At 58.9% G+C, this 22,963-nt stretch carries 21 protein-coding genes; 16 read left to right on the top strand and 5 right to left on the bottom strand.

Annotation, left to right across the window (positions count from 1 at the left end; genetic code table 11):
* Positions 1–179: 179 nt before the first annotated feature.
* Positions 180–1,157: a GlxA family transcriptional regulator gene (locus tag H4I99_RS18760; protein ID WP_163898223.1), complete on the bottom strand. Its 978-nt coding sequence runs from the start codon at positions 1,155–1,157 to the stop codon at positions 180–182.
* Positions 1,158–1,290: 133 nt separating this feature from the next.
* Between H4I99_RS18760 and H4I99_RS18755 the strand changes: the two genes are divergently transcribed.
* The 9 genes from H4I99_RS18755 (at position 1,291) to repC (ending at position 11,319) form a co-directional block, all read left to right on the top strand.
* Entirely contained in the window at positions 1,291–2,118 is an 828-nt protein-coding gene (locus H4I99_RS18755; RefSeq protein WP_163898226.1) for an alpha/beta fold hydrolase, read from the top strand.
* A gap of 72 nt (positions 2,119–2,190) precedes the next feature.
* Positions 2,191–2,982, top strand: a complete 792-nt coding sequence (locus H4I99_RS18750) for an SDR family NAD(P)-dependent oxidoreductase (protein WP_163898229.1) — start codon at positions 2,191–2,193, stop codon at positions 2,980–2,982.
* 11 nt (positions 2,983–2,993) lie between these two features.
* Positions 2,994–3,476: a hypothetical protein gene (locus tag H4I99_RS18745; RefSeq protein ID WP_163898232.1), complete on the top strand. Its 483-nt coding sequence runs from the start codon at positions 2,994–2,996 to the stop codon at positions 3,474–3,476.
* Positions 3,477–3,831: 355 nt separating this feature from the next.
* Complete coding sequence (locus tag H4I99_RS18740) at positions 3,832–4,920, top strand: PspA/IM30 family protein (RefSeq protein WP_163898235.1); 1,089 nt, start codon at positions 3,832–3,834, stop codon at positions 4,918–4,920.
* Complete coding sequence (locus H4I99_RS18735) at positions 4,920–5,576, top strand: OB-fold-containig protein (protein ID WP_163898238.1); 657 nt, start codon at positions 4,920–4,922, stop codon at positions 5,574–5,576. The genes H4I99_RS18740 and H4I99_RS18735 overlap by 1 nt, the downstream gene beginning before the upstream one ends.
* Before the next feature lie 6 nt (positions 5,577–5,582).
* Positions 5,583–7,307 carry a flotillin family protein gene (locus H4I99_RS18730; RefSeq protein ID WP_163898241.1) on the top strand — a complete coding sequence of 575 codons (1,725 nt, stop codon included), beginning with the start codon at positions 5,583–5,585 and terminating at the stop codon, positions 7,305–7,307.
* A 389-nt stretch (positions 7,308–7,696) separates the two neighbouring features.
* A complete protein-coding gene (repA, locus tag H4I99_RS18725; protein WP_163898244.1) occupies positions 7,697–8,911 on the top strand; it encodes a plasmid partitioning protein RepA in 1,215 nt (404 codons plus the stop codon).
* The gene (gene repB, locus H4I99_RS18720; protein WP_163898247.1) at positions 8,908–9,909 is read left to right on the top strand and encodes a plasmid partitioning protein RepB; all 1,002 of its coding nucleotides are present in this window, start codon (positions 8,908–8,910) and stop codon (positions 9,907–9,909) included. Before repA ends, repB begins: the two co-directional genes overlap by 4 nt.
* A gap of 195 nt (positions 9,910–10,104) precedes the next feature.
* Positions 10,105–11,319 carry a plasmid replication protein RepC gene (repC, locus tag H4I99_RS18715; RefSeq protein ID WP_164490842.1) on the top strand — a complete coding sequence of 405 codons (1,215 nt, stop codon included), beginning with the start codon at positions 10,105–10,107 and terminating at the stop codon, positions 11,317–11,319.
* A gap of 165 nt (positions 11,320–11,484) precedes the next feature.
* On the opposite strand, the gene H4I99_RS24770 is transcribed toward repC, so the two are convergent.
* A complete protein-coding gene (locus tag H4I99_RS24770; protein WP_342345168.1) occupies positions 11,485–11,739 on the bottom strand; it encodes a hypothetical protein in 255 nt (84 codons plus the stop codon).
* A 276-nt stretch (positions 11,740–12,015) separates the two neighbouring features.
* On the opposite strand from H4I99_RS24770, the gene H4I99_RS24765 reads away from it, so the two are divergent.
* Complete coding sequence (locus H4I99_RS24765; RefSeq protein ID WP_342345167.1) at positions 12,016–12,171, top strand: hypothetical protein; 156 nt, start codon at positions 12,016–12,018, stop codon at positions 12,169–12,171.
* Positions 12,172–12,396: 225 nt separating this feature from the next.
* Here H4I99_RS24765 and H4I99_RS18705 read toward each other — a convergent pair whose 3' ends face one another.
* From H4I99_RS18705 to H4I99_RS18695, 3 genes are read right to left on the bottom strand one after another with little or no spacing between them, the layout of a single operon-like run.
* Positions 12,397–13,317, bottom strand: coding sequence for an N-carbamoyl-D-amino-acid hydrolase (locus H4I99_RS18705; RefSeq protein ID WP_163897536.1), 921 nt, complete (start codon positions 13,315–13,317; stop codon positions 12,397–12,399).
* The gene (locus tag H4I99_RS18700; protein ID WP_163897539.1) at positions 13,317–14,567 is read right to left on the bottom strand and encodes a Zn-dependent hydrolase; all 1,251 of its coding nucleotides are present in this window, start codon (positions 14,565–14,567) and stop codon (positions 13,317–13,319) included. Before H4I99_RS18700 ends, H4I99_RS18705 begins: the two co-directional genes overlap by 1 nt.
* Entirely contained in the window at positions 14,564–15,784 is a 1,221-nt protein-coding gene (locus H4I99_RS18695) for a diaminopropionate ammonia-lyase (RefSeq protein ID WP_163897542.1), read from the bottom strand. The genes H4I99_RS18700 and H4I99_RS18695 overlap by 4 nt, the downstream gene beginning before the upstream one ends.
* 118 nt (positions 15,785–15,902) lie before the next feature.
* Here H4I99_RS18695 and H4I99_RS18690 point away from each other — a divergent pair, with 118 nt between their 5' ends.
* From H4I99_RS18690 to hydA, 6 genes are all read left to right on the top strand, one after another.
* Complete coding sequence (locus H4I99_RS18690) at positions 15,903–16,796, top strand: MurR/RpiR family transcriptional regulator (protein ID WP_163897544.1); 894 nt, start codon at positions 15,903–15,905, stop codon at positions 16,794–16,796.
* Positions 16,797–16,932: 136 nt separating this feature from the next.
* Positions 16,933–18,012 carry an extracellular solute-binding protein gene (locus H4I99_RS18685; protein ID WP_194362162.1) on the top strand — a complete coding sequence of 360 codons (1,080 nt, stop codon included), beginning with the start codon at positions 16,933–16,935 and terminating at the stop codon, positions 18,010–18,012.
* A 2-nt stretch (positions 18,013–18,014) separates the two neighbouring features.
* A complete protein-coding gene (locus H4I99_RS18680; protein WP_163897546.1) occupies positions 18,015–19,118 on the top strand; it encodes an ABC transporter ATP-binding protein in 1,104 nt (367 codons plus the stop codon).
* Positions 19,119–19,122: 4 nt separating this feature from the next.
* The gene (locus H4I99_RS18675; RefSeq protein ID WP_163897549.1) at positions 19,123–19,992 is read left to right on the top strand and encodes an ABC transporter permease; all 870 of its coding nucleotides are present in this window, start codon (positions 19,123–19,125) and stop codon (positions 19,990–19,992) included.
* Positions 19,989–20,768: an ABC transporter permease gene (locus H4I99_RS18670; protein ID WP_163897552.1), complete on the top strand. Its 780-nt coding sequence runs from the start codon at positions 19,989–19,991 to the stop codon at positions 20,766–20,768. The genes H4I99_RS18675 and H4I99_RS18670 overlap by 4 nt, the downstream gene beginning before the upstream one ends.
* Positions 20,769–20,779: 11 nt before the next feature.
* Entirely contained in the window at positions 20,780–22,213 is a 1,434-nt protein-coding gene (gene hydA / locus H4I99_RS18665) for a dihydropyrimidinase (RefSeq protein WP_163897555.1), read from the top strand.
* Positions 22,214–22,963 lie beyond the last annotated feature (750 nt).

The raw sequence follows: 22,963 nt of genomic DNA, 5'->3' as shown, positions 1-22,963 counted from the left end.
TCATCGTAACGTCAGCCCGGGCCGTCACCCTCGAGGGGTCAATCGCCGGTGCAACTTTGACGAGAAGTTCCTTTGGGGGCAGGCCGAGTGCAATGCTTGAAGCATCACGAGCAATGCCAGGGCCTACGTTCCGTAGGGATCCTGTCTGTAAAGCTGATGTTCCGCTCTTTCGGCTTCGCTCAGGCTGCAACGTTTGCCGCGAAACGGTTGCGATATTCTCCCGGAGAAAGGCCTACGATCCGATTGAACACCCGCCTGAACGAAGCTGCGTCCTCGTAACCGACAGTCCAGGCGACCTGGTCGATTGGGCGCTTGGTGAACTCAAGTAATTCCCGTGCCTTGCCGATGCGTAGATGTTGCACATATTCTGTCGGCTTCATCCCGGTCGCGGTCTTGAAGCGACGCAGGAAGGTGCGTTCCTCCAGGCGAGCCTGATCCGCCATATCCGTGATGCTTGTCGGTCGACCGGCACGTTCCTGCAGCCAATGCTGAACCTTCAGAATTGCCTCGTCGCCATGGGTTAGCCGTGGGGCGAAAGAGCTATAATGCTTTTGTTCGCGGCCCGACGGATCGATGAGCAGGAACTTGCCGGTCTCGATCGTAACGGCAGGACCCAGCAACCGGTCGACAATGCGCATTCCGAGATCGGTCCATGCCATGAGGCCGCCGGCAGTAACGATATCGCCGTCATCGATTACCATTCTATCTGGATCCATGCGCACGTCAGGAAACCGGCTACGGAAATCTTCAGCGAACTGCCAGTGTGTTGTGGCTGCGCGGCCGGCGAGAAGTCCTGTTGCTGCCAGGATAAAGGAACCACCGCAACTCGCAGCGAGCGTTACGCCGTGTGCATGCCGGTCGAGCAGCCATCGCGCATAGGGCCTGGCTTCCTCAATCCCGGCCGGGCCTGTGAGCCTGCCTGGCACAACAAGGACGTCCGGGCGGCCAGGCTTGCCGGGATCTGTGTCGAAGGTGCGGTGAAAGTCGCCGCATTCGTTCATTTGCCAATGGCTTACGCGCAACGCGGGCCCGCCATGCTCTCGGGAAAAGAACGTCGCGATGGCGAAAAGGTCGGTGATCCCGTGCACCATTGCCGTCTGGCAATCGCGATAAAGAACAAGCCCAACTTCAAGCGTGCGTGCGGCACCAGCCGTCATATCCTTACTCCCGTGCTCTTTGTCAGTTTCGGCCCGGCTTCTGTCAGAAACGCCAATCCTCTCCTCCGCCCCATCAGAGTAGCTCTAATCCCACGGGACGCAAGAAGGCGCCCGCCATCAGGAGGAAAGAGAAATGGCCACGATCATCACCAAAGACGGAACGCATATTTTCTACAAGGACTGGGGTCCAAAGGACGGTCAGCCGATCATTTTTTCCCATGGCTGGCCGCTCAGCGCCGATGCATGGGATGCCCAGATGGTCTTCTTCGCCGATCACGGCTTTCGCACGATTGCTCACGATCGTCGCAGCCATGGCCGTTCGGATCAAGTCTGGTACGGCAATACCATGGACCAATATGCCGATGATTTGGCCGAACTTATCGAACAGCTTGATCTTCGTGATATTGTGCTGGTCGGTCATTCCACCGGTGGCGGAGAAGTCACCCGATATGTTGGCCGCCACGGCACGGACCGGGTCGCCAAGATCGCTCTGATCGGCGCTGTCCCTCCCCTGATGCTGAAAACGGAAGCCAATCCGGGGGGATTGTCCATCGATGCCTTCGATGGCATTCGCAAGGGTACGTATGACAATCGCAGCCAGTTCTTCAGGGACCTGACCCTTCCCTTCTACGGTTACAACCGTACCGGCTCGACGATCTCCGAAGGCATTCGTGAGGAGTTCTGGCGGCAGGGCATGATGGGTGGACTGAAGGGGCAGCTCGACAGTATTCGCGCCTTTTCCGAAAGCGATTTTCATCAGGACCTGAAGGCTTTCGACAAGCCGACGCTGGTGCTGCATGGCGATGACGACCAGATCGTGCCGATCGGCGCGGCAGCGCTCTCCACCGTCAAGATCGTCCGTCACGCCGTGCTGCGGATTTATGAGGGGGCCGATCATGGCCTGACCCAGACCCATCAGGACCGGTTCAATGCCGATCTCTTCGATTTCATCATCGCCTGACTGACTAGCTTCGGCACGGGAGTGGCGTCGGTGCGCGCCTCCCCTGCCCCAATCTTCACAAGGATAAAGACAATGACCAGGAGCAAATTTCTTATCACTGGCGCATCCGACGGTATCGGCGCCGTCTACGCGGAACGCCTCGCCGGTCGAGGTAATGATCTGGTGCTAGTCGCAAGACGGGCCGATAGGCTGGCCGCCCTTGCCGATAGGTTGATCAAGGATCACGGCATTTCCGTTGAAATGTTCGTTGTCGACCTTTCGCAGCCAGAGGGGCTGACCAGGGTGGAGGCGCGGCTGCGTGAGGATGCGACCATTACCGGCCTCCTCAATAATGCCGGCATCGCCGGCGACGGCTCGATCACGGCGCTCGATCCCACTCACGTAACGGCGATGATCAATCTCAATGTTCTCGCCGTGACAAGGCTTGCTGCCGCTATTGCCCCGCGTCTTGCTGCGTCCGGCGAAGGTACCATCATCAACATCACTTCGGTAACCGCGTTGATGCCTGATGCCTTCTCTGCGGTCTACCCCGCCACCAAGGCGTTCGTACTCGCCTTCACCGAAGCGCTGCATGCGCAGCTTTCCCCGGCAGGTGTACGGGTTCAGGGAGTGCTGCCGGGCATCACAAGGACTGCCATATGGGAGGAGGAAAAGCTGGAAACGATTCCCGCGGCGATGGTGATGGATGTCAACGAGATGGTCGATGCAGCGCTGTCAGGTCTTGATCTCGGGGAGGTGCTGACCGTCCCTTCCCTGCCAGAGAACACGGATCTCGATACTTTCCTCGCAGCTCGCTCGGCGCTTCGGCCCAACCTTTCGCGCGCTCATGCCGCTGCCCGTTACGGGCTGGCAAAGAGCGAATGAGGGAGGCGACGATGATCCTCGGCCTCACCATCTCGCAGTTCACGACGCTGCATGTTTTCATCAGCTTCGTCGGCATCATCTCCGGTCTGATCGCCCTGCCCGCTTATGCGGCTGGGCGGTGGATGCCCCGCATGACGGCGCTGTTTCTCGCCACGACGGCCGCGACGACACTGACCGGTTTTCTGTTTCCGATTACCGTTCTGACGCCGGCGCTCATCTTCGGCATCATTTCCACCGTGGTGCTGACGACCGCACTGGCAGCACTCTACGGTTTTCGCCTGAAGGGCCGCGCCAGGTCCGTCTATGCCATCACCGCAACGCTTGGCCTCTATCTCAACATGTTCGTACTGATCGTGCAGTCCTTCCTAAAGGTGCCGACCCTCAACGAACTGGCTCCGGAGGGCAACGAATCTCCCTTCCTCATTGCCCAGACCGTACTTCTGGTCGCAGCGCTCATTTTAGGCTGGAGGGCTACCCGGGTTCGGGTAGCCTGACCGGTGGATACGAGGGGAAGCTCGGGTTCAAGCACCCGTCGCGGCCCCTTTTCTTTGCGAGACGAGACGGAGTTCCCCTCCCCTCCCCCCGGCCCATGTTGACGAAAGGGGAGATCAGGTATCGCCTACAAGCGGCGAACAGTCGTTGCTAGTGGTTCCAAGAGTTATCATCGGGGCAAGTCCGGGCCGGCTTCGTGTATTCGGGCCAGCCGTTTTAGCTCCTTCGCTTGGCCGTGGGCAGAGGCGGCTTAAAACCCTAAATTCCCAGGGGTTGCAGAAAATTCGCAATGGCAACCTTGAAAGCACCAAAGTGGTGCTTTATATATTTGGCATGGCAAGAAAGTTCACATCCGGCTTGAGACTCGACCTCCAACCTACCCCGGAAATGCGCAAGGCATTGTCCGATACGCTCGTCGCATATCAGCGAGCGATGGACATTCTCGACCAGACCGACAAGGGGGCAAATGTCGTCGCGCTGCATCAGGCGGCATACGAGGAAATCAGAACGGTGACGGGTATCCCCTCCCGCCTGGCCACTCTCGCGCTGCGGGACCATGGACGTCGCAGACCAGGGGAAGTCGTTCGGGATATCCCGCTCGATTCCAAGCTTTTTGCCGTGAAGGGTCCCGATAGCGTGAGCATTGCGACGCTAAGTGGCCGGATCGTGATGCCTTATACAGCAGGCCACTATCGCGAGGGGTGGGCGGATTTTGCCGAAGCACGATTGGTTTTCGAGGGTTCGTCCATCTGTCTCTACGCCGGCATCCAGGCTGACGTTCATCAAACAAGGGAGGCCACCATGTCCAATGAAGGAATTCTTGCCCGCCTCGGGCGCGTGATTGCAGGGGTCGTCAACAACGCAGTTGATTCCGCTGAGGTATCCAATCCGGTTGCTGTGGCGCAGCAGGCCATTCGGGAAATCGGCATGATCGCCGACGAGGCGCGTGCAGCACTCGGTGTTGCCATGGCCGCGGGTCACAGGTTGAGAGCCAAGAGCGATGATCTCGACGCCGAAATTCGCGATCTCGACGAGAAGATCAAGGTCGGTTTAGAGAGTGGCCGTGAGGATCTTGCTCGTGTCGCGACCGGCGTACAGATCGACCTTGAGGCTCAAAGGGAAGCGCTCGCGAAGGCTATCCTCGAGAACACGCGGGAGATTGTCGATGCCGAGGCGACGCTCAGCAGCATCGCGTCGGCCCGGGCCGATGCGATGAAGCGGCTGGAGGACGCCAGACGGGCTGAGCGCGCAGTGCCGTCGGTTGCTACGCCATCCCAGCGGAACGATCAGCGGCTTGCCGACGCGCTTCAGGCTGTCGAGCGCGTGACCGGCGTTCCGGCAAGGCCGGCTATGGAAGGCAACGCTGAAGTCGAGGAACTCGGACGCTTACAGAGGCAGAAAGCCATCGAGGCTCGTCTCAACGCTTTCAAACAGGGTGAACGCTAATGGATTACATCGTCCAGACGGGCACGGCTCCATTCTGGATTGCGCTTGCGACTGTCGCAGGTCTCGGCATTGTCGAACTCGTTTCGGTTCTGCTCGGGGTTTCGGCCTCCGGGCTGCTGGATGAGGGCTTCGATTTCAACGGGCCGGGCGATGCGGAATCCGGACTGCTCGGCGGCTGGATGTCCTGGCTCAACGCCGGCGGCGTGCCCATCCTCGTACTTGCCGTCATCCTGCTTTCGGCCTTTGCTGCCGGCGGCTTCGCGATCCAGTCGATCATCTCGCAGTTTCGAGATCCGCTGCCGCTTTACGCAGCCATGACCGGCGCGCTCGCAGCTGCCATCCCGGTAACGCGCTGGTCGAGCCGCGGGCTCGCCCACATCATTCCGCGCGATGAAACCAGTGTGCAGCAGCAAGCGGATTTCATCGGCCGGGTCGGCACAGTGACGCTCGGTCCCCTCGATCAGGGCAACCCTGGTGCCGTGCGCATCAAGGACAAGTACGACAATATTCACAGTCTGCGCGCCAACGCCGCGCCGGGGCACATCATCGAAACGGGTGAGACGGTCCTGATCGTGGATGGGAAGAACGGCCTCTTTCAGGCCATCCCTGCCCCGGCCGCGCTTGGCGGCGATCATCATTCACACAACGGAGGCTGAAGAAGCATGACTTTCCTCTCTGTCGGACTCATAGCCGGTGTCATCGTGACGGCTATCGTCGTCATCGGCATCATCATGACCTCGCTCTACACCCGCGCAACCCGCGACAAGGCTTATGTGCGCACGGGCCTTGGCGGCAAGAAGGTTGTGCTCGATGGCGGCTCTGTTATCCTGCCGATCTTCCATTCCTATTCCTGGGTGTCGCTGAGCACGCTTCGCCTTGAGGTCAAGCGTGCGGAAAACGAATCCCTGATCACCAAGGACCGGATGCGTGCGGATATCACCGCCGAATTCTATGTCCGAGTGAAACCGGACGCGGAAAACATCGCTCTCGCAGCCCAGACGCTGGGCGACCGCACGAATGACGCCGATGCGCTTAAGGCGCTTGTCGAGGCGAAATTCGTCGATGGTCTTCGCTCGGTGGCGGCCACCATGTCGCTGCGTGACCTGCAGGAGCAGCGCGCCGAGTTCGTGAAGTCGGTGCAGGCGGCTGTTGCTCACGACCTGCAGTCCAACGGCCTCGAACTCGAATCCGTTTCGCTGACACGCCTCGACCAGACGGACATCAAGCATTTCAATCCGAACAACACCTTCGACGCCGAGGGACTGACGGCGCTCACCAAGATTACCGAAGAGCGCAAGCGCGAGCGTAACCAGATCGTCCGCGACAACGAGGTTGAGATCGCGACCAAGGACCGCGAAGCATCTTTGCGTCGCCTGACTATCGAGCGTGAACAGCGAGATGCTGAATTGACGCAGGAACGCGACATCGCCAACAAGACGGCCGAGACGCGGGCGGAGGCGGCACGGGCCGAGCAACTGGCGCGCCTCAGCGAGGAGACCGCCCGGCTGGATACCGAGAAGGGTATTGCCGAACGCGACTCCCAGGCGCGGCAGGCGAGGGAGACGGCCCGCATTGATGCCGAACGCGGCATTGCTGAACGCGAGGCCGAAGCGCGGCGCGTGACCGAGACCGCCCGTATCGATGCTGCGATCGCGGTTGCCGAGAAGATCGAGCAGGAACAGGCCGCGCGCACCAAGGCCGATGAAGCCAAGGCAGCAGCTATTACGGCAGAGGAGCAGGTGACGACGGCCCGAGAGGTCGAAATCGCCGAGCGTGCCAAGCGCATTGCCGTTATCGATGCTCGAAAGGCAGCCGAGCAGGCGGCAACGGCGATCACGGTGAAGGCGGAAGCTGAACGTCAGGCCGCCGAGAATCTGGCCGCGGCTACCAAGATCCAGGCCGATGCCGATGCTTCCGCCGCGAAAATCAAGGCGACAGGCGTCATCGAACTCGGTGAGGCAGAGGCGCAGGCTGAACGGGCACTTAACGAAGCGCGCAACGCCCTCTCCGCCAGCATCATCGATTATGAACTGGCGCGGGCAAGGGTTGCGATCATTCCTCAGGCGCTGGAACAGGCGATGAAGCCGATCGAGAAGATTTCCGACATCCGCATCTTCAGCGCCGGCGGCCTCGCTGCAGCGCTGAGGGGCAATGGCGGCGATAACTCTGGGGATCCCGTTGGCGACCTCAGCAGCCAGCTCCTGAGCTTCACGGCGCAGAAGCCAATACTTGACGAGATCCTTGTTCAGGCAGGCTTTTCCGGAGCAGACCCGATGCAGGCCCTGCTTGGGGCGTCTCTTGGAAAAGTCAATTCTGGAGCGAGAAGTGGATCTGACCGACTGGAGCAGGTTGGCGCCCCTGAAGATGGTGGCGGCAAGAGGGCATGATCGCCAGTTCGAGACACTGAACGTTCAAGGCCCGCGGGGATCAGTCTCTTGCGGGCCTTATTTTATTAACTGATATTAATCGGCACTTTCGCTCAAGAGAAAGAATGGCCACGCATTATTTTATTGCCTCGCTGAGGGAAAAGGATGGTCCTGTATTTCGTGTCTGGCTTGGCGAGTATCGTTCCTATAGGCAAGTGGATAAGGGAATTAGAGGTGCGATGATTCTCCACTCGCGCCAATCCTGCAGGACTTTACAACTGTAAAGTTTGCATCAAGTGCGAATGAAGTTAACTTTTGAATAACCAAAAACGCCTTGAAGAATCGGAGACTCTCTGTCATCCCTGACGGTAATAAGCTCATAACGCAGTAATAACCGTCAAGAGGATTGAATGGCTAGCGCAGCCTCTCAGAACGTCAGAGATACCGCGTCAAAGATAGGAGTGTACACCTCCAAGCTTTCGGCGGAGCTCCACGACATGCGGGAAGCCGTCTACCCCCCGACGGCGAAGAAGAATTTTGCGCGGACGTTTTCAACCCTCGATCTGGTCCGGCTTCTCAAAGTTCCGGAGAGCACGCTTCGGCAGATGACGATCGAAGGAAAAGGCCCTCAACCGGAAAGAGCTGAAAATAATCGCCGGACCTATACGGTAGAGCAAGTGCGAGAACTGCGTTCATTCCTCGCCCAGCTTCGTCCGGATGAGGCCGGAGAACTTCTGCCTTATCGCAGGCAGGGCGAAAAACTGCAGATCATCGCGACGGCCAATTTTAAAGGGGGCAGTTCGAAGACAACAACGTCCATGCATCTGGCCCATTTCCTTGGCCTTCAAGGGTATCGTGTTCTGTGCGTGGATTTGGATCCTCAGGCATCCATGACCTCGTTGTTTGGCATCCAGCCGGAATTTGATCTGGGGGACAATGAGACCGCATATGCGGCGATGCGTTATGACAATGAGCGCAGGCCGTTGGCGGATGTGATACGATCCACTTATTTCCCTGGCATCGATCTCGTGCCGGGAAATCTCGAGCTGATGGATTTCGAATTCGACACCCCGTCCTACCTTACGTCTCGGAACCGGGACGATCTCGGTCTTTTCTTTGAACGGCTTAGCAACGCTTTGTCGCGAGTTGAGGATCGCTACGATATCGTTATCCTCGATACACCTCCCTCGCTGGGCTATTCTACACTTGCAGCTCTTTACGCTGCCACGTCCCTGGTCGTTACGGTCCACCCGGCAATGCTGGATGTGGCCTCATGCAACCAGTTCCTCATCATGATCTCAGATCTTTCCGAGGTTTTGGGGCAGTTCGGAGCTCGTTTCGAACACGACTTCTTCCGTTTCTTGCTCACGCGCGTAAACCCGAACGACGGTCCACAGAAATACATGTCGGGCGTCATGCGGCGCCTATTTGGCGAGGATGTACTCGTAGCGGAAGCTCTGGAATCGACGGCCATAGCCGGCGCGGCAGTTGCAAAGAAAACCCTTTACGAGCTCGAAGTCGGGGAGGTTGGCCGGGAGGCGCTTAAGCGTGCCATCGAAAGCGCCGATAGGGTCAATTTTGAAATCCTCGGCCTGATTCACAAAGTCTGGGGGCGCAACACATGAAAAAAAGCATCCTTCAAAGAATGGCTGATGCTGAAAATCGTGGCGATGCCGGTTCTACACCTGATGGAATGGAGAAGGCCGTACTTTCTCGCCGTCATTCATCTCCCGTCATTTCAAATGTGGGAAGAGTGCTTACGCAGTTGACGGAAGACAGCATTATTTCGCTGGATCCCTCCAAGGTGGAGCGTTCACCATTCAAGGATCGTTTCGACAATGACGAGGAGGCCGAGAGAGAACTTGAAGCTTTGAAGATCTCAATTGCCAGCGAGGGTCAGAAAATACCTGTTCTGGTCCGCCCGCATCCTACCAAAGACGATTATTACCAACTTGCCTACGGATATCGTCGCTGGGCTGCTATCAAAGCCATTATGGCAGAGGGTGAGGGCTCAGAAAGCATCAAGATCAAGGCTTACGTTCGTGACCTGACGGACCGCCAACTGATCGAGGAACAATCACTCGAGAATGGTGTCCGGGAAAACCTGACGTGGATCGAACAGGCGATGTGGGCCGTGCAGCTAAAAAGCGCTGGTCTGTCTCACCGTGCCATATGCCCGATCCTCGGGTTATCCGAGGCTGCGGTATCGCATCTTTTTCGGGTGACGACGGTTGTTCCGGAAGATCTAGTTTTCGCGATAGGCAGGGCAAAAGGCGTGGGCCGTCCAAAATGGACTGCATTTGCCGAACTCCTGAGGGATGAGATGCGGATAGATGCTGTCCGGAAGATCGTTCAATCCGCGGAGTTTCTCAAATCTGACGGCGCGGTACGGATTGCCTTAGCAATCAAAGCTGCAAGCGGGGATCTCGCCAAACCTCAGGAGGTGGCCCAGGATGAGACTGTCGAATTTGTGTTCGGCAAAAGAGTTTTCGGCCGGATGAAAACGACGTCCGCCGGAACGACGGTGACTATTCCTAAAAATGAAACAGCATTTGCGCACTGGTTGGCAGAACGAATGCCAGAATTGATGCGTGAATACGATCATTCTGCCGAGCGGTCCTGATAGGACTGCGCCCCGAAAACATTAAGGGTCAAGAAGGAGAGACCAGCAAAAGAAAAAGGCCCCCAAACGTTGCCGTTGTGGAAGCCCTTCCCTGATTTGGACACTCAGAGAATCGCACTTCCCCGAATCACAGTCAAGAGTCTTTGGCATCTTTTGGTGAGTTGATTTCTTTTGCCTTTTGAAAGGTGATTGAAAATGCAAACGGGAAATGTGACGACGCCTTTTGGGCGGCGGTCGGTTAAGTTTGCCCTGGTGAAAAGTCAGCTCGACATGAAAGAGGGCAGGGCGCATCAGGCAATTCCAAAATGGAAGGTGTTTCGCGATATTTGCGAAGCACGAGGAATACTGGGCCTTCATGATCGGGCGCTGGCGGTGCTCGACGCGTTGTTGAGTTTCTATCCCGAGGCTGAGCTGTCAAATGAACGGAGCCTGGTGGTTTTTCCCTCCAACGCTCAATTATCATTACGTGCGCATGGTATTTCCGGGACCACGCTTCGCCGTCATCTGGCCGCTCTGATCGATGCGGGTGTCATTCATCGGCACGATAGCCCCAATGGAAAGCGTTACGCCCATCGCGGCAAGACGGGGGAGATCGAGAAAGCCTTTGGTTTCAGTCTCGCACCGCTGGTCTTTCGGGCAGGGGAATTCGCCCATTTGGCGCAGAGTGTTGCCGAGGAGCGTCGACTTTACAAACGAACGAAGGAGGCCCTCACCATTTGTAGGCGCGATGTCAGGAAATTGATCTCTGCAGCTGTAGAGGAAGGGATAGACGGCGATTGGGAGGGGATTGAAGGGCAGTACATAGGACTTTTGGTCCGCCTCGGACGTTCGCCGGCCCATCAGGTGATGGCTGCCGTTTTGGAAGATCTGGAAATGCTGCGCGAAGAAATCGTCAATCTATTGGAAATTCATCTAAAAACAGAAAAAATAAACGGCAATGACATCCAAAATGGATGTCACAAACAGAATTCAAATACCGAATCCATCCATGAACTTGAACCTAGCTCCGAAAACGAGCAGGACGAGACCTCGACTCATGAACCGAAACGGATGGTCGAACCGACAAAGGCATTTCCTCTGGGAATGGTGCTAAAGGCTTGTCCGCAAATAGTGGATTATGCATCGGGCGGTGCGGTTTCAAACTGGCGGGAAATGATGTCAGCGGCGGTCGTCGTTAGATCGATGCTTGGAGTTAGTCCGTCAGCCTATCAGGAAGCGAGCGACACTTTGGGGCCCGAGAATGCAGCGACTGCAATCGCCTGCATTCTCGAGAGGGCGGGGCATATCAACTCGGCAGGCGGATACCTGCGGGATCTCACGCGAAAAGCGGCAAGAGGCGAATTTTCGCTTGGACCAATGCTCATGGCACTCATGCGAGCCAATACCGTGTCGGCTAGAAAGTCCGCTTGAGGTCACCAATGGGCGAATCGCAAAATGGTTTTGTTCGAGGCTGTTGTGGGCAAGTGTATCGTGCTGAAACAGCGAGAGTTCATCGGTTTAGGCAGATAGACAGGTGCCGGGCGTTGCCGTTTGGTGAGAATATGTCGCCTTGGCATGCTGCTGTGCCCAGCGAAATTAAGACAGGGCGTAGCTATCTTCTGCCGCGGCTTGCTGAATCTCGGCGTAGATTGTCTCTATCCGTGCGGCTTCCGAGTCGCTGAGCGCTGAAAACTCCTTCTCGCGAGCTCGCTTTGATAGTTGGCCTTCATTCTGCCGCAAGAAACGGAACAGGAGATCAAGCAAGCGGTCGGGCATATCGATCCGCTGCTGCACTTTGATCTTGAAGGCGTCGTAGAGGCGGAGGAATCCCGTCTCGGCCGGCAAATCCATATCGATCGTCCGGGCACGCACTCAAACAGGAATTCGGCATGCGGCGTTGCGTCGAAGTAGCGATAGAAGTCGGCGGTTTGATTCAGCACCGTGACATTGCCACGGTCTGTTGATTGCCAATGAATAAAGGGCAAGAGGCGGCGTGAATAGCTTTCCAATACAGTTCGATAGGCATCGATGCGATCCAGGATGCCGGGCGCTGACATGTTCTGGTATCGGCGCTCCCGTCAGGCGATCGGGCTCGCCGATAAAACCACCCTCGACGCGTAGGCCAAGGTGGACGAAGCGCGCATCGCCTATGACAATGCGCTGCAATCTTTCCAGTTGGGTGCGATCTATAGGCCGCTGACCAGCCTCGCCGATTACCTGTCCCCAGCGCTGCATGCGATGCTGCGGCGGGTCTTCTCCCTCAATCTGGAAGCTCGAGCGTGAATCCTTGAGCAGCAGAAATGTAGCGGTGCGTGCCAGCAGATCCGCTGGCAGTGCGGCGATTAACTGCCTCGCTTCGTTGCCAAGCCCGCGTGTAATGTACGTTTCGAGCACTTCGCGGCCTTAAGGGGATATATTGCCGAGATCCACGATCTTGGTAGATGAATTCCCCATCCTCTAGGGATGGGGAAGGGGTAGAATGGGGCTGCTGGCCATATTGCGCTTGCATCATATCTCGGCTGAGGTCAGTGCGGTGTAGATTTCCGGGCGGCGATGAAGCCTGAAATTGAAGATGTTGGCGCGGATTTCGGTGCAGCGGTCTAGATCGCAATCATGAACGACCAGTTCGTCGCCAAGTGTGCTGGCCATTGCGACGATCTCGCCTGTTGGAGCGATGATGCAACTCTGGCCGATAAGGTCACAATTCTCCTCCTTGCCGGCCTTTGCGACACCGACCACCCACATGCCGTTCTGATAGGCTCCCGCTTGCATGCATAGATGGTTGTGGAAACATTGGAGATGATCATGCTCCGGGGCAAGGGGATAATGAACCGGCGTGTTGTACCCGATCAGCGCCATCTCGGCGCCGCGCAGCGCCAGTTCGCGATAGGTCTCCGGCCAGCGCCGGTCGTTGCAGATCGCCTGGCCGATCTTGCCATCGAAGACGTCAGCCGCCGAGAAGGGTTCCATGCCAGGCTCGAAGTAGCGCTTTTCCAGATGCTGAAAGGCGCGCCACGGCTCGTTTTCCTTGTGGCCCGGCAGATGGATCTTGCGATAGCGGTGCACGATCTCGCCGGCTTTGTCGACGATAACCGACGTATTGTAGTGCCGTGTCCGGCCGTCCTCTTCCGTCAACTCCGCATATCCGAAGGAAAAGCCGATGCTGAGTGCTTTTGCCTTCGCGAAGAGCGGGGCAACGGCTTCATTCGGCATGGAGCGCTCGAAGAAGAAATCGATGTCCGCTTGCTCTTCCATGAACCAGCGCGGGAAGAAGGTAGTCAGCGCCAGTTCGGGATAAACGACCAGATCGCACCCGCGTGCGGCTGCCTTCTCCATCAGCGCGATCATGCGGGCGACTACGCTCTCGCGGCTTTCCGAACGGGCGATCGGCCCGAGCTGGGCCGCCCCGGTGACAACTATTCTAGCCATCAGGCTTCTTCTCCATTTGTGGGCAGGGCCTGCTTCAGAGTGACCTGAAGCAGCACGTTCGCGCCGTTGGCGAGGTCTGCCGGTTCTGTGTATTCGGTAATGTTATGGCTGATGCCTTTGACGCTCGGCACAAAGATCATCGCGGCTGGTGCGATCCGGGCGAGCATCTGTGCGTCATGGCCGGCTCCTGAAAAGAGCCGGCGAGTGGAAAAGCCGAGCACCCTTGCGGTACCGTCGATGGTCTCGATCAGGGCAGGGGCGAAGTCGACGGGCTCGAAGCGGGCGAGGCTGCGCCGCTCGATTGTCACTTCTTCCTCACCGGCGATTTGTTCGATCAGCGCGGTAAGCTTTGCTTCGGCGACCTGCAGCAAGCCTTCGTCGGGGTTACGCAGGTCGACCGTCATCACGGCCGTCTCGGCGACGACGTTGACGAGGTTGGGTGTGAGCGTGCTCGCGCCGACAGTGCCGACCTGATCACCGCCCATGGATCGAACGAAGGCTCCGACACCCGCTGCAATCCGTGCGGCCGCGAGACCGGCATCACGTCGCAGGCGGATCGGTGTCGTTCCTGCATGGGCGGAACGCCCGCGGATCGTCAGTTCGGTCCAGGAGATGCCCTGAACACCGAGCACCGCGCCGATCTCGACCTTCTCGTCTTCAAGCACTGGACCCTGTTCGATATGCAACTCGAAATAGGCTGCGACTTCCTCCGGGCCCTGATCGGTGCCGGCATAGCCGATGGCCTCGAGTTCTTCGCCCAGTCTTTTGCCATCGATGGAGACGATGTCTAGAGCCTCCGCAAGCGACAGCCCGCCGACGAAGACGAGGCTACCTAGCATGTCGGGCGCGAAGCGCGCGCCTTCCTCATTGGTGAATGCGGCGACGACGACCGGCAGATCGGTCTCGATGTTCCCCTCATTCAGCGTGGCGATGACTTCCAGTCCAGCCAGAACACCGAGTGCCCCGTCATAAAGGCCACCGGTTGCGACAGTGTCGATATGTGAGCCGAGCATGACGGCGGGGCCTTCGCGACGGCCCTTGCGTGCGCCGAAGATATTGCCGATCGGATCGATTGCAACGTCGAGCCCCAGCGCCTTCATTTCGGCGACCAGATGATCCCGTCCGAGTTTTTCCGAAGGGGTGAGGGCAAGACGGCAGACGCCGCCGCCTTCCAGTGCGCCGATCTTGCCGAGCCGTTCGACGCGGGAGATCAGCCGCGTCGGATTGATGCGAAGTTCCTGGAATATCATTTGCCTGCCTCCACGGCCTTGCCGCTCTTGCCGACGATGGACTGGTAAAGCTCAGGATCCGTATCGCCCTCGCTGCCGAAGAAGAGAACGACCGAGTTTTCGTTGAGCCCCAGTTCCTCGCGCCATTCGGGCTTGGCGGACGCAACGAGATAGCCGGCAAGGCCCGCCACGCCGCTTTCCCCGCCGACGAGCCGCGCTCCGGCTTCACCGGAGGCAAGCAGGCGCATCGTGTCCGCCACCGCACCGTCAGGGATTGCCATGAAGGCGCTGGCGCCACCTTCGAGGATCGGCCAGGCGATGATCGAGGGTTCGCCGCAGGCGAGGCCGGCCATAATGGTTTCGAGATCTCCGCCGACGGCTGTCGGCTTGCCGGCCACCGCGCTTTCAAGAAGGCATGCCGCCGTTTCCGGTTCGACAACCGTGACAACTGGTGCGTCTACCCCGAGAACCTCCCAGAAATGGGCGGTGACAGCCGCGGCAAGGCCGCCGACGCCGCCCTGTATGAATATGTGCGTAGGCCGGAGGTCGCCAAGCTGGCGTTCTGCCTCGTCGGCCATCACGCTGTAGCCCTGCATGACGTTGCGAGGCACGTCGGTATAGCCGGGATAGGACGTGTCGGACACGACGTGCCAGCCGTTTTCAGCCGCCATACGCGCGGCCTCGCGCACACTGTCGTCGTAGTTGCCAGCGGTGCGGATGACCTTCGCCCCATAGGAGGCAATGGCCTGTTCTCGCGCTTCCGAAACGGTGGCGTGAATGAAGATCACGGCCTTGCAGCCGAACATGCGGGCACCCCAGGCGACGGAGCGCCCGTGGTTGCCATCCGTTGCGCAGGTAACGGTCACGCCGGAGACGATGCCGGCGTAACGTCCGTCGAGAATGTCCTGCGGCGCCGGTTTCGTGCCGGTCTCTTTCTCGATAAGGGCTGCCAGCAGCCGATAGACGGCATAGGCGCCGCCGAGCGCCTTGAAGGAGCCAAGGCCGAAACGGCCGGCCTCCTGCTTGTAGAAGATGCGGGAAACGCCGGTTGCCTTCGCGAGCGCATCGAGGCTGACGAGCGGTGTTTCGGCATAACCGCGCCATGCAGAAATGGTCGACAGCGCCTCCTTCCCGGCGTCGCGCGACAGGACCGGCTTGAAGGTGTCGGGATAAGGGCCTTTCGGCGCGGGATGTCCTGCCTCGAAACGGGCTTTGACAGAAGCGAAATCGGAGACCATCGTTGGGAGATTCCAAAACCGGGAAAACTATGCGAAAGGATAGCCGGGGATTGCAGTCAGTCAACACAAAATGAAAAAGATTTTTCGTTATTGTTGATTTTTGAAAATGGAGCCGGGAATGAACGAGCACGAAGACAGTCGTCCGATCGACGTCAGGATCATGGGAATCTACGACGAATTGACGGCGAGCGAGAGGCGTCTGGCGGCGGTCGTCATGGAAGCGCAAACCAATCTCGCGAGCTTCACGGCAGGCGAACTGGCGGCGAAGGCGGATATTTCGAACGCCACTGCCGCCCGCTTTTTCAAGCGTCTCGGCTATGCCAGCTACAACGATGCCCGAATGCATGCCCGGCAGGCGGAGGACTGGGGATCGCCGCTCTACGAACTGACCGGTACGGGGCGAAAGCGCCTGGCTCCCGGCGATTTCGGGCTGCATATCGCGCAGGATCTGCAGAACCTTACGCGCACGGCCGAGATGCTGAGCGAGGCCGATCTGGATCAGGCGGTCCGCATCATTGCGGAGGCATCGCGGGTCTTTGTCGTGGGCTTCCGCAACTCCATGGCGCTGGCCAATTATGCCCGCGGCCTGCTGACCAACATCAAGCCTGATGTGCATCTTCTGCCGCTTGCGGGTGTTTCCATGGGCGAGGAGCTGGCTGGCATTGGCGAGCGGGATGCTTTCCTGGTGCTTGGTTTTCGCCGCCGCCCGGCGCTTTTGCGGGAAATCATGGCGGTAGTGAAGGAATCCAATTCTCCCTCGGTGCTGATTGCCGACATGACGGCGGCGCGAACCGCACAGCTCGCGACGGTGACGCTGCGCTGCCATAACCGGGGACACTCGATGTTCGACAGCTATGCCGCGCCGATGAGCGTTATCAACTACGTCTGCTCTTCGGTCAGCCAGCAGCTCGGCGACTCGGCGGTCGAGCGTCTGGCCGAGATAGAACGCCTTCATGAGCGGCTGGATCAACTGGCTGGCCCTGTGCAGGGCAGAAAAATGCTCAAGGATTAGTCATTTGCCGAAAAATGAAACGTGATTTTCATATTGCATAAATTCTGAAAATGTTTTTTTATTTTGCTCGGACCGGAGAAAAGACCGGCCGCCTGTTTAACGGTCTCTCAGAGGGGACCCCATAAGGACCGAGCCCATGGAATTTCGCATCAACCGTCGTGGACTTCTGAAAACCGCAGCCGGCGCCGCAGCGCTTGGCGCGCTGCAGCCTTTCAACCGGGCGTTCGCAGCCACCGATATCGTCTGGATGACCTGGGAAAACCTTGCGAAGGACGATTACCTCGCCGCTTTCCTAAAGGATGGCGACGTTTCCATCACCAAGAACTTCATCGGTACCGATGACGAGCAGTTCGCCAAGCTGCGTGCTGGCGGCGCTTCCTCGGTCGATCTGATCACGCCCGGTCTCGACAAGGTGGAATACTATGTCGCTTCCGATCTGCTGCAGCCGATCGATTTCGCCAAGGTTCCGAACGCCTCCCTGCTGTACGACACCTTCAAGAAGACCGATCTTGGCAAGAAGGACGGCAAGACCTACGGCATTCCGTTCTACTGGGGCATCAACCCGATCGTCTATCGCGCCGACCTTATGGATGCAGAGCCGGATTGGTCCGTCTTCTTCGAGGGCGACAAATATGCCGGCAAGCTCGCGATGCGCGACTACGCGCTGGAAGGCATCATGATCGCGGCTCTCTACCTCGGCATCCCCAAGGACAAGATGTTCGATCTTGACGACAAGGAACTGGCCGAGGTCAAGAAGGCACTGATGGCGCAGAAGAAGCTGCTGCGCACCTACTGGAACTCCATCGGCGACCTGACCAACCTCTTCGCATCCGGCGAAGTCGTCTGCGCCTTCTCCTGGGTTCCGCCCTACTACGATCTTTCGGCCCGCGGTCTGAAGATGGGCATGGCGAAGCCCAAGGCCGGTGTTATCGGCTGGTGCGATACCATTGCCGTTCCGGCTGCCGTCGAAGGTGAAAAGCTCGACAAGGTGTTCAGCTTCATCAACTATCTGCTCGGCCCGGAATACGGCGAAAAGCTCGCCTTCGGCGGCCCCTACGCACAGGGCACTTCCGCGGCCCTCGACAGGCTGCCCGACGACCAGAAGGACAAGATCTTCGTCAAGGATCTCTCCATCATGGACAGCTTCGTGTGGAAGAAGAACCCGGCCCGTTATAATGACTGGGTCGCCCTCTGGAACGAAGTGAAGGCCAGCTGATCATGAATGCCGCAGACCGGGTAGAGGATGAGGCTGAAGAGCGACAGGGCCGTCCCCTTCTGCGCGGCATCGCCGTGCACAAGGAATATGGCGGTGTTCACGCCGTCCGTGGAGTGGATTTCCGCATCGCCCCCAACAGCTATGTGACCCTTCTCGGTCCATCCGGCTGCGGCAAGACTTCCCTTCTGAGAATGATCGGTGGGTTCGAGGAAATCTCCTCGGGGATCATCGAACTGGACGGTCGGTCGCTGGCGGGCATTTCGGCCAGCCGCCGGCCCGTCAACACCGTGTTCCAGAACTACGCGCTCTTTCCGCATCTTTCCGTCGAGGAAAATGTCGGCTTCGGCCTTGCCTATCGCAGGCTTTCGAAGCCGGAGATCGCGGCCAAGGTTGAGGCGGCGCTTGCCATGGTGCAGATGACACCGATGGCGAAGCGGCGTCCGCGCCAGCTTTCCGGTGGCCAGCAACAGCGCGTGGCGCTCGCCCGCGCCATTATCAACGAGCCGCGGCTTCTGCTTCTAGACGAGCCGCTTTCGGCGCTTGACCGGCGGATGCGCAAGGACATGCAGATCGAGCTGAAGGATCTTCAGCGGCGGCTCGGCATGACCTTCCTTCATGTCACCCACGATCAGGAGGAAGCCTTCGCCCTGTCCGACGAGATCATCGTCATGAACAATGGTCGGATCGAACAGCAGAGCACGCCGGCCGAAATCTATCGTCGCCCGGCAAGCGCCTATGTGGCGGATTTCATCGGCGGCGCCAATCTGGTGCCGGGCAAGATCCGCAGCGTTTCCGATGGCGCAACCGCAATCGAGACGCCGCTTGGCATCTTTGCAAGCCCCGCTGTCCCAGGCCTGCGCATGGGCTCCCCGGCCGTCCTTTGCCTGCGGCCGGAACTCTTGCGGCTGGGTACGGACGAGGGCTTCGAGGCAACCGTCACGCACACGGTTTTCCGGGGGGCGGAATGGCTGGTGGAAGCACGCGCCCTTGGCGGTCTCACCCTTTCTCTCATCGTCCATGATGCGGAGCCGCCCGCGATCGGCAGCACGGTCAGTCTCTCTTTCGACCCCGCGCGCGCCTGGATCGCCGCCGCCGACAGGAACTGAGCCGATGGAAACCTCCCGCACCGGTTTCTGGCTTTCGTTTCCGGTTTATGCCGCGGTTACCGCCCTTTGCATTGCGCCGCTGCTGATCCTGCTCGTCTATTCCTTCTTTCAGGTGAGTTTCGTCGCGATCCTCAAGGAGCCGACGCTGAAGAATTATGTCCGTATCGCCGGTTCAGACACCTATCGCTGGCTGATCCTTAAGGCGTTTGGCTCCGGTCTCGGCATTGCCGCGATTACTGCCGTTATCGGTTATCCCATTGCGTGGTTCATCGCCAAGCGCGTGAAGGTGATGAAATCCGCGATGCTGACGCTGCTGCTCGTGCCGCTTTACACCGGTGATCTCGTCAGGATCTTCGCATGGCGGATGCTGCTCGGCGCCGAAGGCGTGCTCAATACCTTCCTGATGTGGACTGGCGTGATCCGGGAGCCGATCGGGGCGCTGCTCTTCTCGTCGCTCGCCACCCATATTGTGCTCACCTATAATTACCTGCCTTTCATGGTGCTCGGCCTTTGGCTCGCTTTCGAGGCGCTGGACGACCGGCTGCTGGAGGCTGCGTCCGATCTTGGCGCCGGCACGCTCTCCGCCTTTCGCCGGGTGACGCTGCCGCTCACCGTGCCCGGTCTCATTGCCGGCGGCATGATGGTTTTCGTGATGGTGGCCGGTGACTATCTCACACCGCAACTCGTCGGCGGTGCCTCCGGTGTCACCATTATCAGTGCCATCAACGACCTGTTCGGCACGGCATTCGACTGGCCGCTCGGCTCGGCCATTGCCTGGACCATGCTGGCCATCCTTATGCTTCTCTTTGCGGCCGCTGCGATCACCGTCAGCCGCTCGACGCTCGGCAAGGCGCTGGCGGGAGGTGAGGCATGACGGTGCGGCGTAGTCTTCCCCTGCTGTGGGTCTGGCTGGTCTATGGCTTCATGTACCTGCCGATCGCGGTCATTGCGCTTTTCTCCTTCAATGCGTCGGAGATCATCGCCTTTCCGCTTCAGGGCTTCACCCTGCACTGGTTCGGTCAGGTACTGGCTGACAAGCGCCTGACCGGCGGCCTCGGTCTCTCATTTCTGGTTTCGGTACCAGTGGCGGCCCTTGCGACGCTTCTCGGCGGCATGGCGGCTCTTGCGCTCACACGTTACCGGTTGCGCTATCGCGGGTTGCTGTTCGCCATCATTCTTCTGCCCTTCCTTATTCCGAAGGTCATTCTTGCGGTGGCGCAGCTCATCCTGTTGTCGGAACTCGGGATCGGACGCAGCCTGCTGACGATCATTGCGGGGCAGGCGATCATCATCCTGCCGTTCACGACGCTGGTCATCGCCTCGGTTCTGATGCGCATCGACAGGCGGCTGGAAGAGGCGGCCGCCGATCTCGGCGCAAGCGCCTGGAGCGCCTTCCGCCGGGTAACCTTGCCGCTGATGAAGAATGGGCTTCTGGCGGCGTGGTTCATCGCCTTTGTGCTCTCGTCTTCCGAATATGTGCTGACCTCGTTTCTCAGCGGTCGCAGCCAGCCGCTTTCGATTCTTGTCGCTTCGGACTTCCGTTTCAACATTTCGCCGGCATTGAACGCGCTGGCGCTGATGATCGTGGTTGCCAATCTCGTGCTGATCGCCATTGGCGAATTCGCCCGGCTGCGGTCGAAAGAGCAGTAAAGGAAATTGTCATGGCCGATTTCGACCTTCTCATCCGCGGCGGCACTTGTGTCACCGCCGCCGATACCTTTCGCGCCGATGTGGCGATCAGGGGAGGGCGGATCGTCGCTACCGGAGAAAATCTCGGAAGCGCCGACAAGGTGATTGATGCGTCCGGCATGCTGGTGATGCCGGGCGGCATCGACAGCCATGTGCATCTCGCCCAGCATTCCGCGCCGGGCACGCCGCAGATGGCGGACGGTTTCGAGTCCGGCACGCGTTCGGCAATCGCCGGCGGCACGACGACGGTGCTCTCGTTTGCGGTGCAGCCGCGCGGTGCCGGACTTCGCGAGAGCGTCATGGCCTATCACGGGAAGGCCGAGGGCCAGTCATTCTGCGATTACGGCTTCCATCTCATCATCACGGACCCTAGCCCGAATGTGCTCGGCCAGGAGTTGCCGTCGCTGGTGGGCGATGGTTACACGTCCTTCAAGGTCTTCATGACCTATGACGACATGGTTCTGAACGACCGCCAGCTTCTCGACGTTTTCGACTGTGCCCGCGGCTGCGGCGCGCTCGTCATGGTTCATTGCGAGGGTTACGACGCCATTCGCTACATGACGGAGAAGCTGGAGCGCGCCGGCAAGACCGCTCCTTATTATCATGGAGAGTCGCGCCCGCAGGTGGTCGAGCGCGAAGCGGCGCACCGGGCGATCAGCCATGCCGAACTGGTCGATGTACCGATCATGATCGTGCATGTTTCCGGTCGCGAAGCGATGGAACAGATCCGCTGGGCGCAGCAGAAAGGCCTGAAGGTCTACGGCGAAACCTGCACGCAATATATCGCGCTGACCGCCGAGGACATGAAGGGCTTCAACATGGACGAGACGGGCGGCAAATATGTCTGCTCGCCACCGCCGCGCGACCGTGCAAGCTGGGACGCCATCTGGGAAGGCATCCGCGGCGGTGTGTTCCAGACATTCTCTTCCGATCATTGCCCCTTTTTCTGGGAAGGGACGGAGGGCAAGCAGAACCCGAAGGCGAAGACCTCCTTCCGCTGGGTGCCGAACGGCATTCCGGGAGTGGAGAACCGCATGCAGGTCTTCTTCTCCAAGGGGGTCAGTGAAGGCCGCATTTCGCTCAACGAATTCGTGGCGCTTACGTCCACCAATCACGCGAAGATGTACGGGCTCTATCCGCGCAAGGGCTCCATTGCTCCGGGCTTCGATGCGGATATCGTCCTGTGGGACGCGAACCGTGAGGAAACGATCAGCCAGTCGCTGATGCATCACGCTGCGGATTACACGCCTTACGAAGGGCTGCGAGTCAAGGGATGGCCGGTGATGACACTTCTCGGCGGCAAAGTGGTTTGTGATGACGGCCGCATCCTCGGTCGGCCTGGCGACGGGCATTTCTTGCCACGCGCTCTATCCCCTTTTGCCGGGCCTTCTGCGAGGCAACGTTGAAACGGATGGCCGTAAAGCTTAGGCCTAAATCATGCGGCGCCCAACGTCGACCATGCAGACAGCCAGCCCCATCCCGGAAAACTCTGTCTTGAGTCACAGCAGCGATGAGACCACTCCATCCATTCAGGAGCATTCCGTCGCCCTGCAGCTTTTGTGAAATTTACCCGGAAGCGAATCGCGTTATAGTTGATACCATCGTGTCATTTCAGTGAATGATTGTATGGAAGCGCTGGGTATAGTTCCAGGGCAATGACGAGTGACGACGTTCGGAATTAGCCTTCAAGCCGCATCCAACGCGCGAGGACCCTCAAGTCTGCCGATGCTGGAAAAGGGGCTAGGTTGGAGTGGCGGCTCCGGGCGGAGAAACATTTGCAATTCAAGGCATACGCCTCTCGGCGGAGCCGGCGGCTGCCACATAGCCGCAAGCCTGATCGGTAAGGTCGGCGCTATTTGCCGGCGGGTATTCCTCAGCGACAGGGAGGGGGAGGTGTGGCCTGACATCGCCAGCCTGCGCGCCCACCCTCCGATGCTCTGCTGAATGACGGCGCAGAACGCTCTTCCCGCGATTTTCGCTGTTTTGCTCGATGATTTGGCCGTTCCGCTATATAAAGAGAACTAAGACCGATAATGCAACATTATCAGCTATTTTTATTCTGCAACGGGACGTGCGCTTTTATGCGACATAATTAGACAAAGCCGCACATCTGTCGTAGGCTTACATATATGGATTCGCACGTTCTCACCCCCGCC

It is taken from the genome of Paenirhizobium daejeonense, from assembly GCF_014280875.1.
GTDB classification, from domain to species: domain Bacteria; phylum Pseudomonadota; class Alphaproteobacteria; order Rhizobiales; family Rhizobiaceae; genus Allorhizobium; species Allorhizobium daejeonense.
This window is presented reverse-complemented; position numbering and strand designations above follow the sequence as displayed.

Coding starts and splice junctions, on each gene's coding strand:
- H4I99_RS18760 (WP_163898223.1), bottom strand. CDS start 1,157: ATGACGGCTGGTGCCGCACGCACGCTTGAAGTTGGGCTTGTTCTTTAT.
- H4I99_RS18755 (WP_163898226.1), top strand. CDS start 1,291: ATGGCCACGATCATCACCAAAGACGGAACGCATATTTTCTACAAGGAC.
- H4I99_RS18750 (WP_163898229.1), top strand. CDS start 2,191: ATGACCAGGAGCAAATTTCTTATCACTGGCGCATCCGACGGTATCGGC.
- H4I99_RS18745 (WP_163898232.1), top strand. CDS start 2,994: ATGATCCTCGGCCTCACCATCTCGCAGTTCACGACGCTGCATGTTTTC.
- H4I99_RS18735 (WP_163898238.1), top strand. CDS start 4,920: ATGGATTACATCGTCCAGACGGGCACGGCTCCATTCTGGATTGCGCTT.
- H4I99_RS18730 (WP_163898241.1), top strand. CDS start 5,583: ATGACTTTCCTCTCTGTCGGACTCATAGCCGGTGTCATCGTGACGGCT.
- repA (WP_163898244.1), top strand. CDS start 7,697: ATGGCTAGCGCAGCCTCTCAGAACGTCAGAGATACCGCGTCAAAGATA.
- repB (WP_163898247.1), top strand. CDS start 8,908: ATGAAAAAAAGCATCCTTCAAAGAATGGCTGATGCTGAAAATCGTGGC.
- repC (WP_164490842.1), top strand. CDS start 10,105: ATGCAAACGGGAAATGTGACGACGCCTTTTGGGCGGCGGTCGGTTAAG.
- H4I99_RS24770 (WP_342345168.1), bottom strand. CDS start 11,739: ATGGATTTGCCGGCCGAGACGGGATTCCTCCGCCTCTACGACGCCTTC.
- H4I99_RS18705 (WP_163897536.1), bottom strand. CDS start 13,317: ATGGCTAGAATAGTTGTCACCGGGGCGGCCCAGCTCGGGCCGATCGCC.
- H4I99_RS18700 (WP_163897539.1), bottom strand. CDS start 14,567: ATGATATTCCAGGAACTTCGCATCAATCCGACGCGGCTGATCTCCCGC.
- H4I99_RS18695 (WP_163897542.1), bottom strand. CDS start 15,784: ATGGTCTCCGATTTCGCTTCTGTCAAAGCCCGTTTCGAGGCAGGACAT.
- H4I99_RS18690 (WP_163897544.1), top strand. CDS start 15,903: ATGAACGAGCACGAAGACAGTCGTCCGATCGACGTCAGGATCATGGGA.
- H4I99_RS18685 (WP_194362162.1), top strand. CDS start 16,933: ATGGAATTTCGCATCAACCGTCGTGGACTTCTGAAAACCGCAGCCGGC.
- H4I99_RS18680 (WP_163897546.1), top strand. CDS start 18,015: ATGAATGCCGCAGACCGGGTAGAGGATGAGGCTGAAGAGCGACAGGGC.
- H4I99_RS18675 (WP_163897549.1), top strand. CDS start 19,123: ATGGAAACCTCCCGCACCGGTTTCTGGCTTTCGTTTCCGGTTTATGCC.
- H4I99_RS18670 (WP_163897552.1), top strand. CDS start 19,989: ATGACGGTGCGGCGTAGTCTTCCCCTGCTGTGGGTCTGGCTGGTCTAT.
- hydA (WP_163897555.1), top strand. CDS start 20,780: ATGGCCGATTTCGACCTTCTCATCCGCGGCGGCACTTGTGTCACCGCC.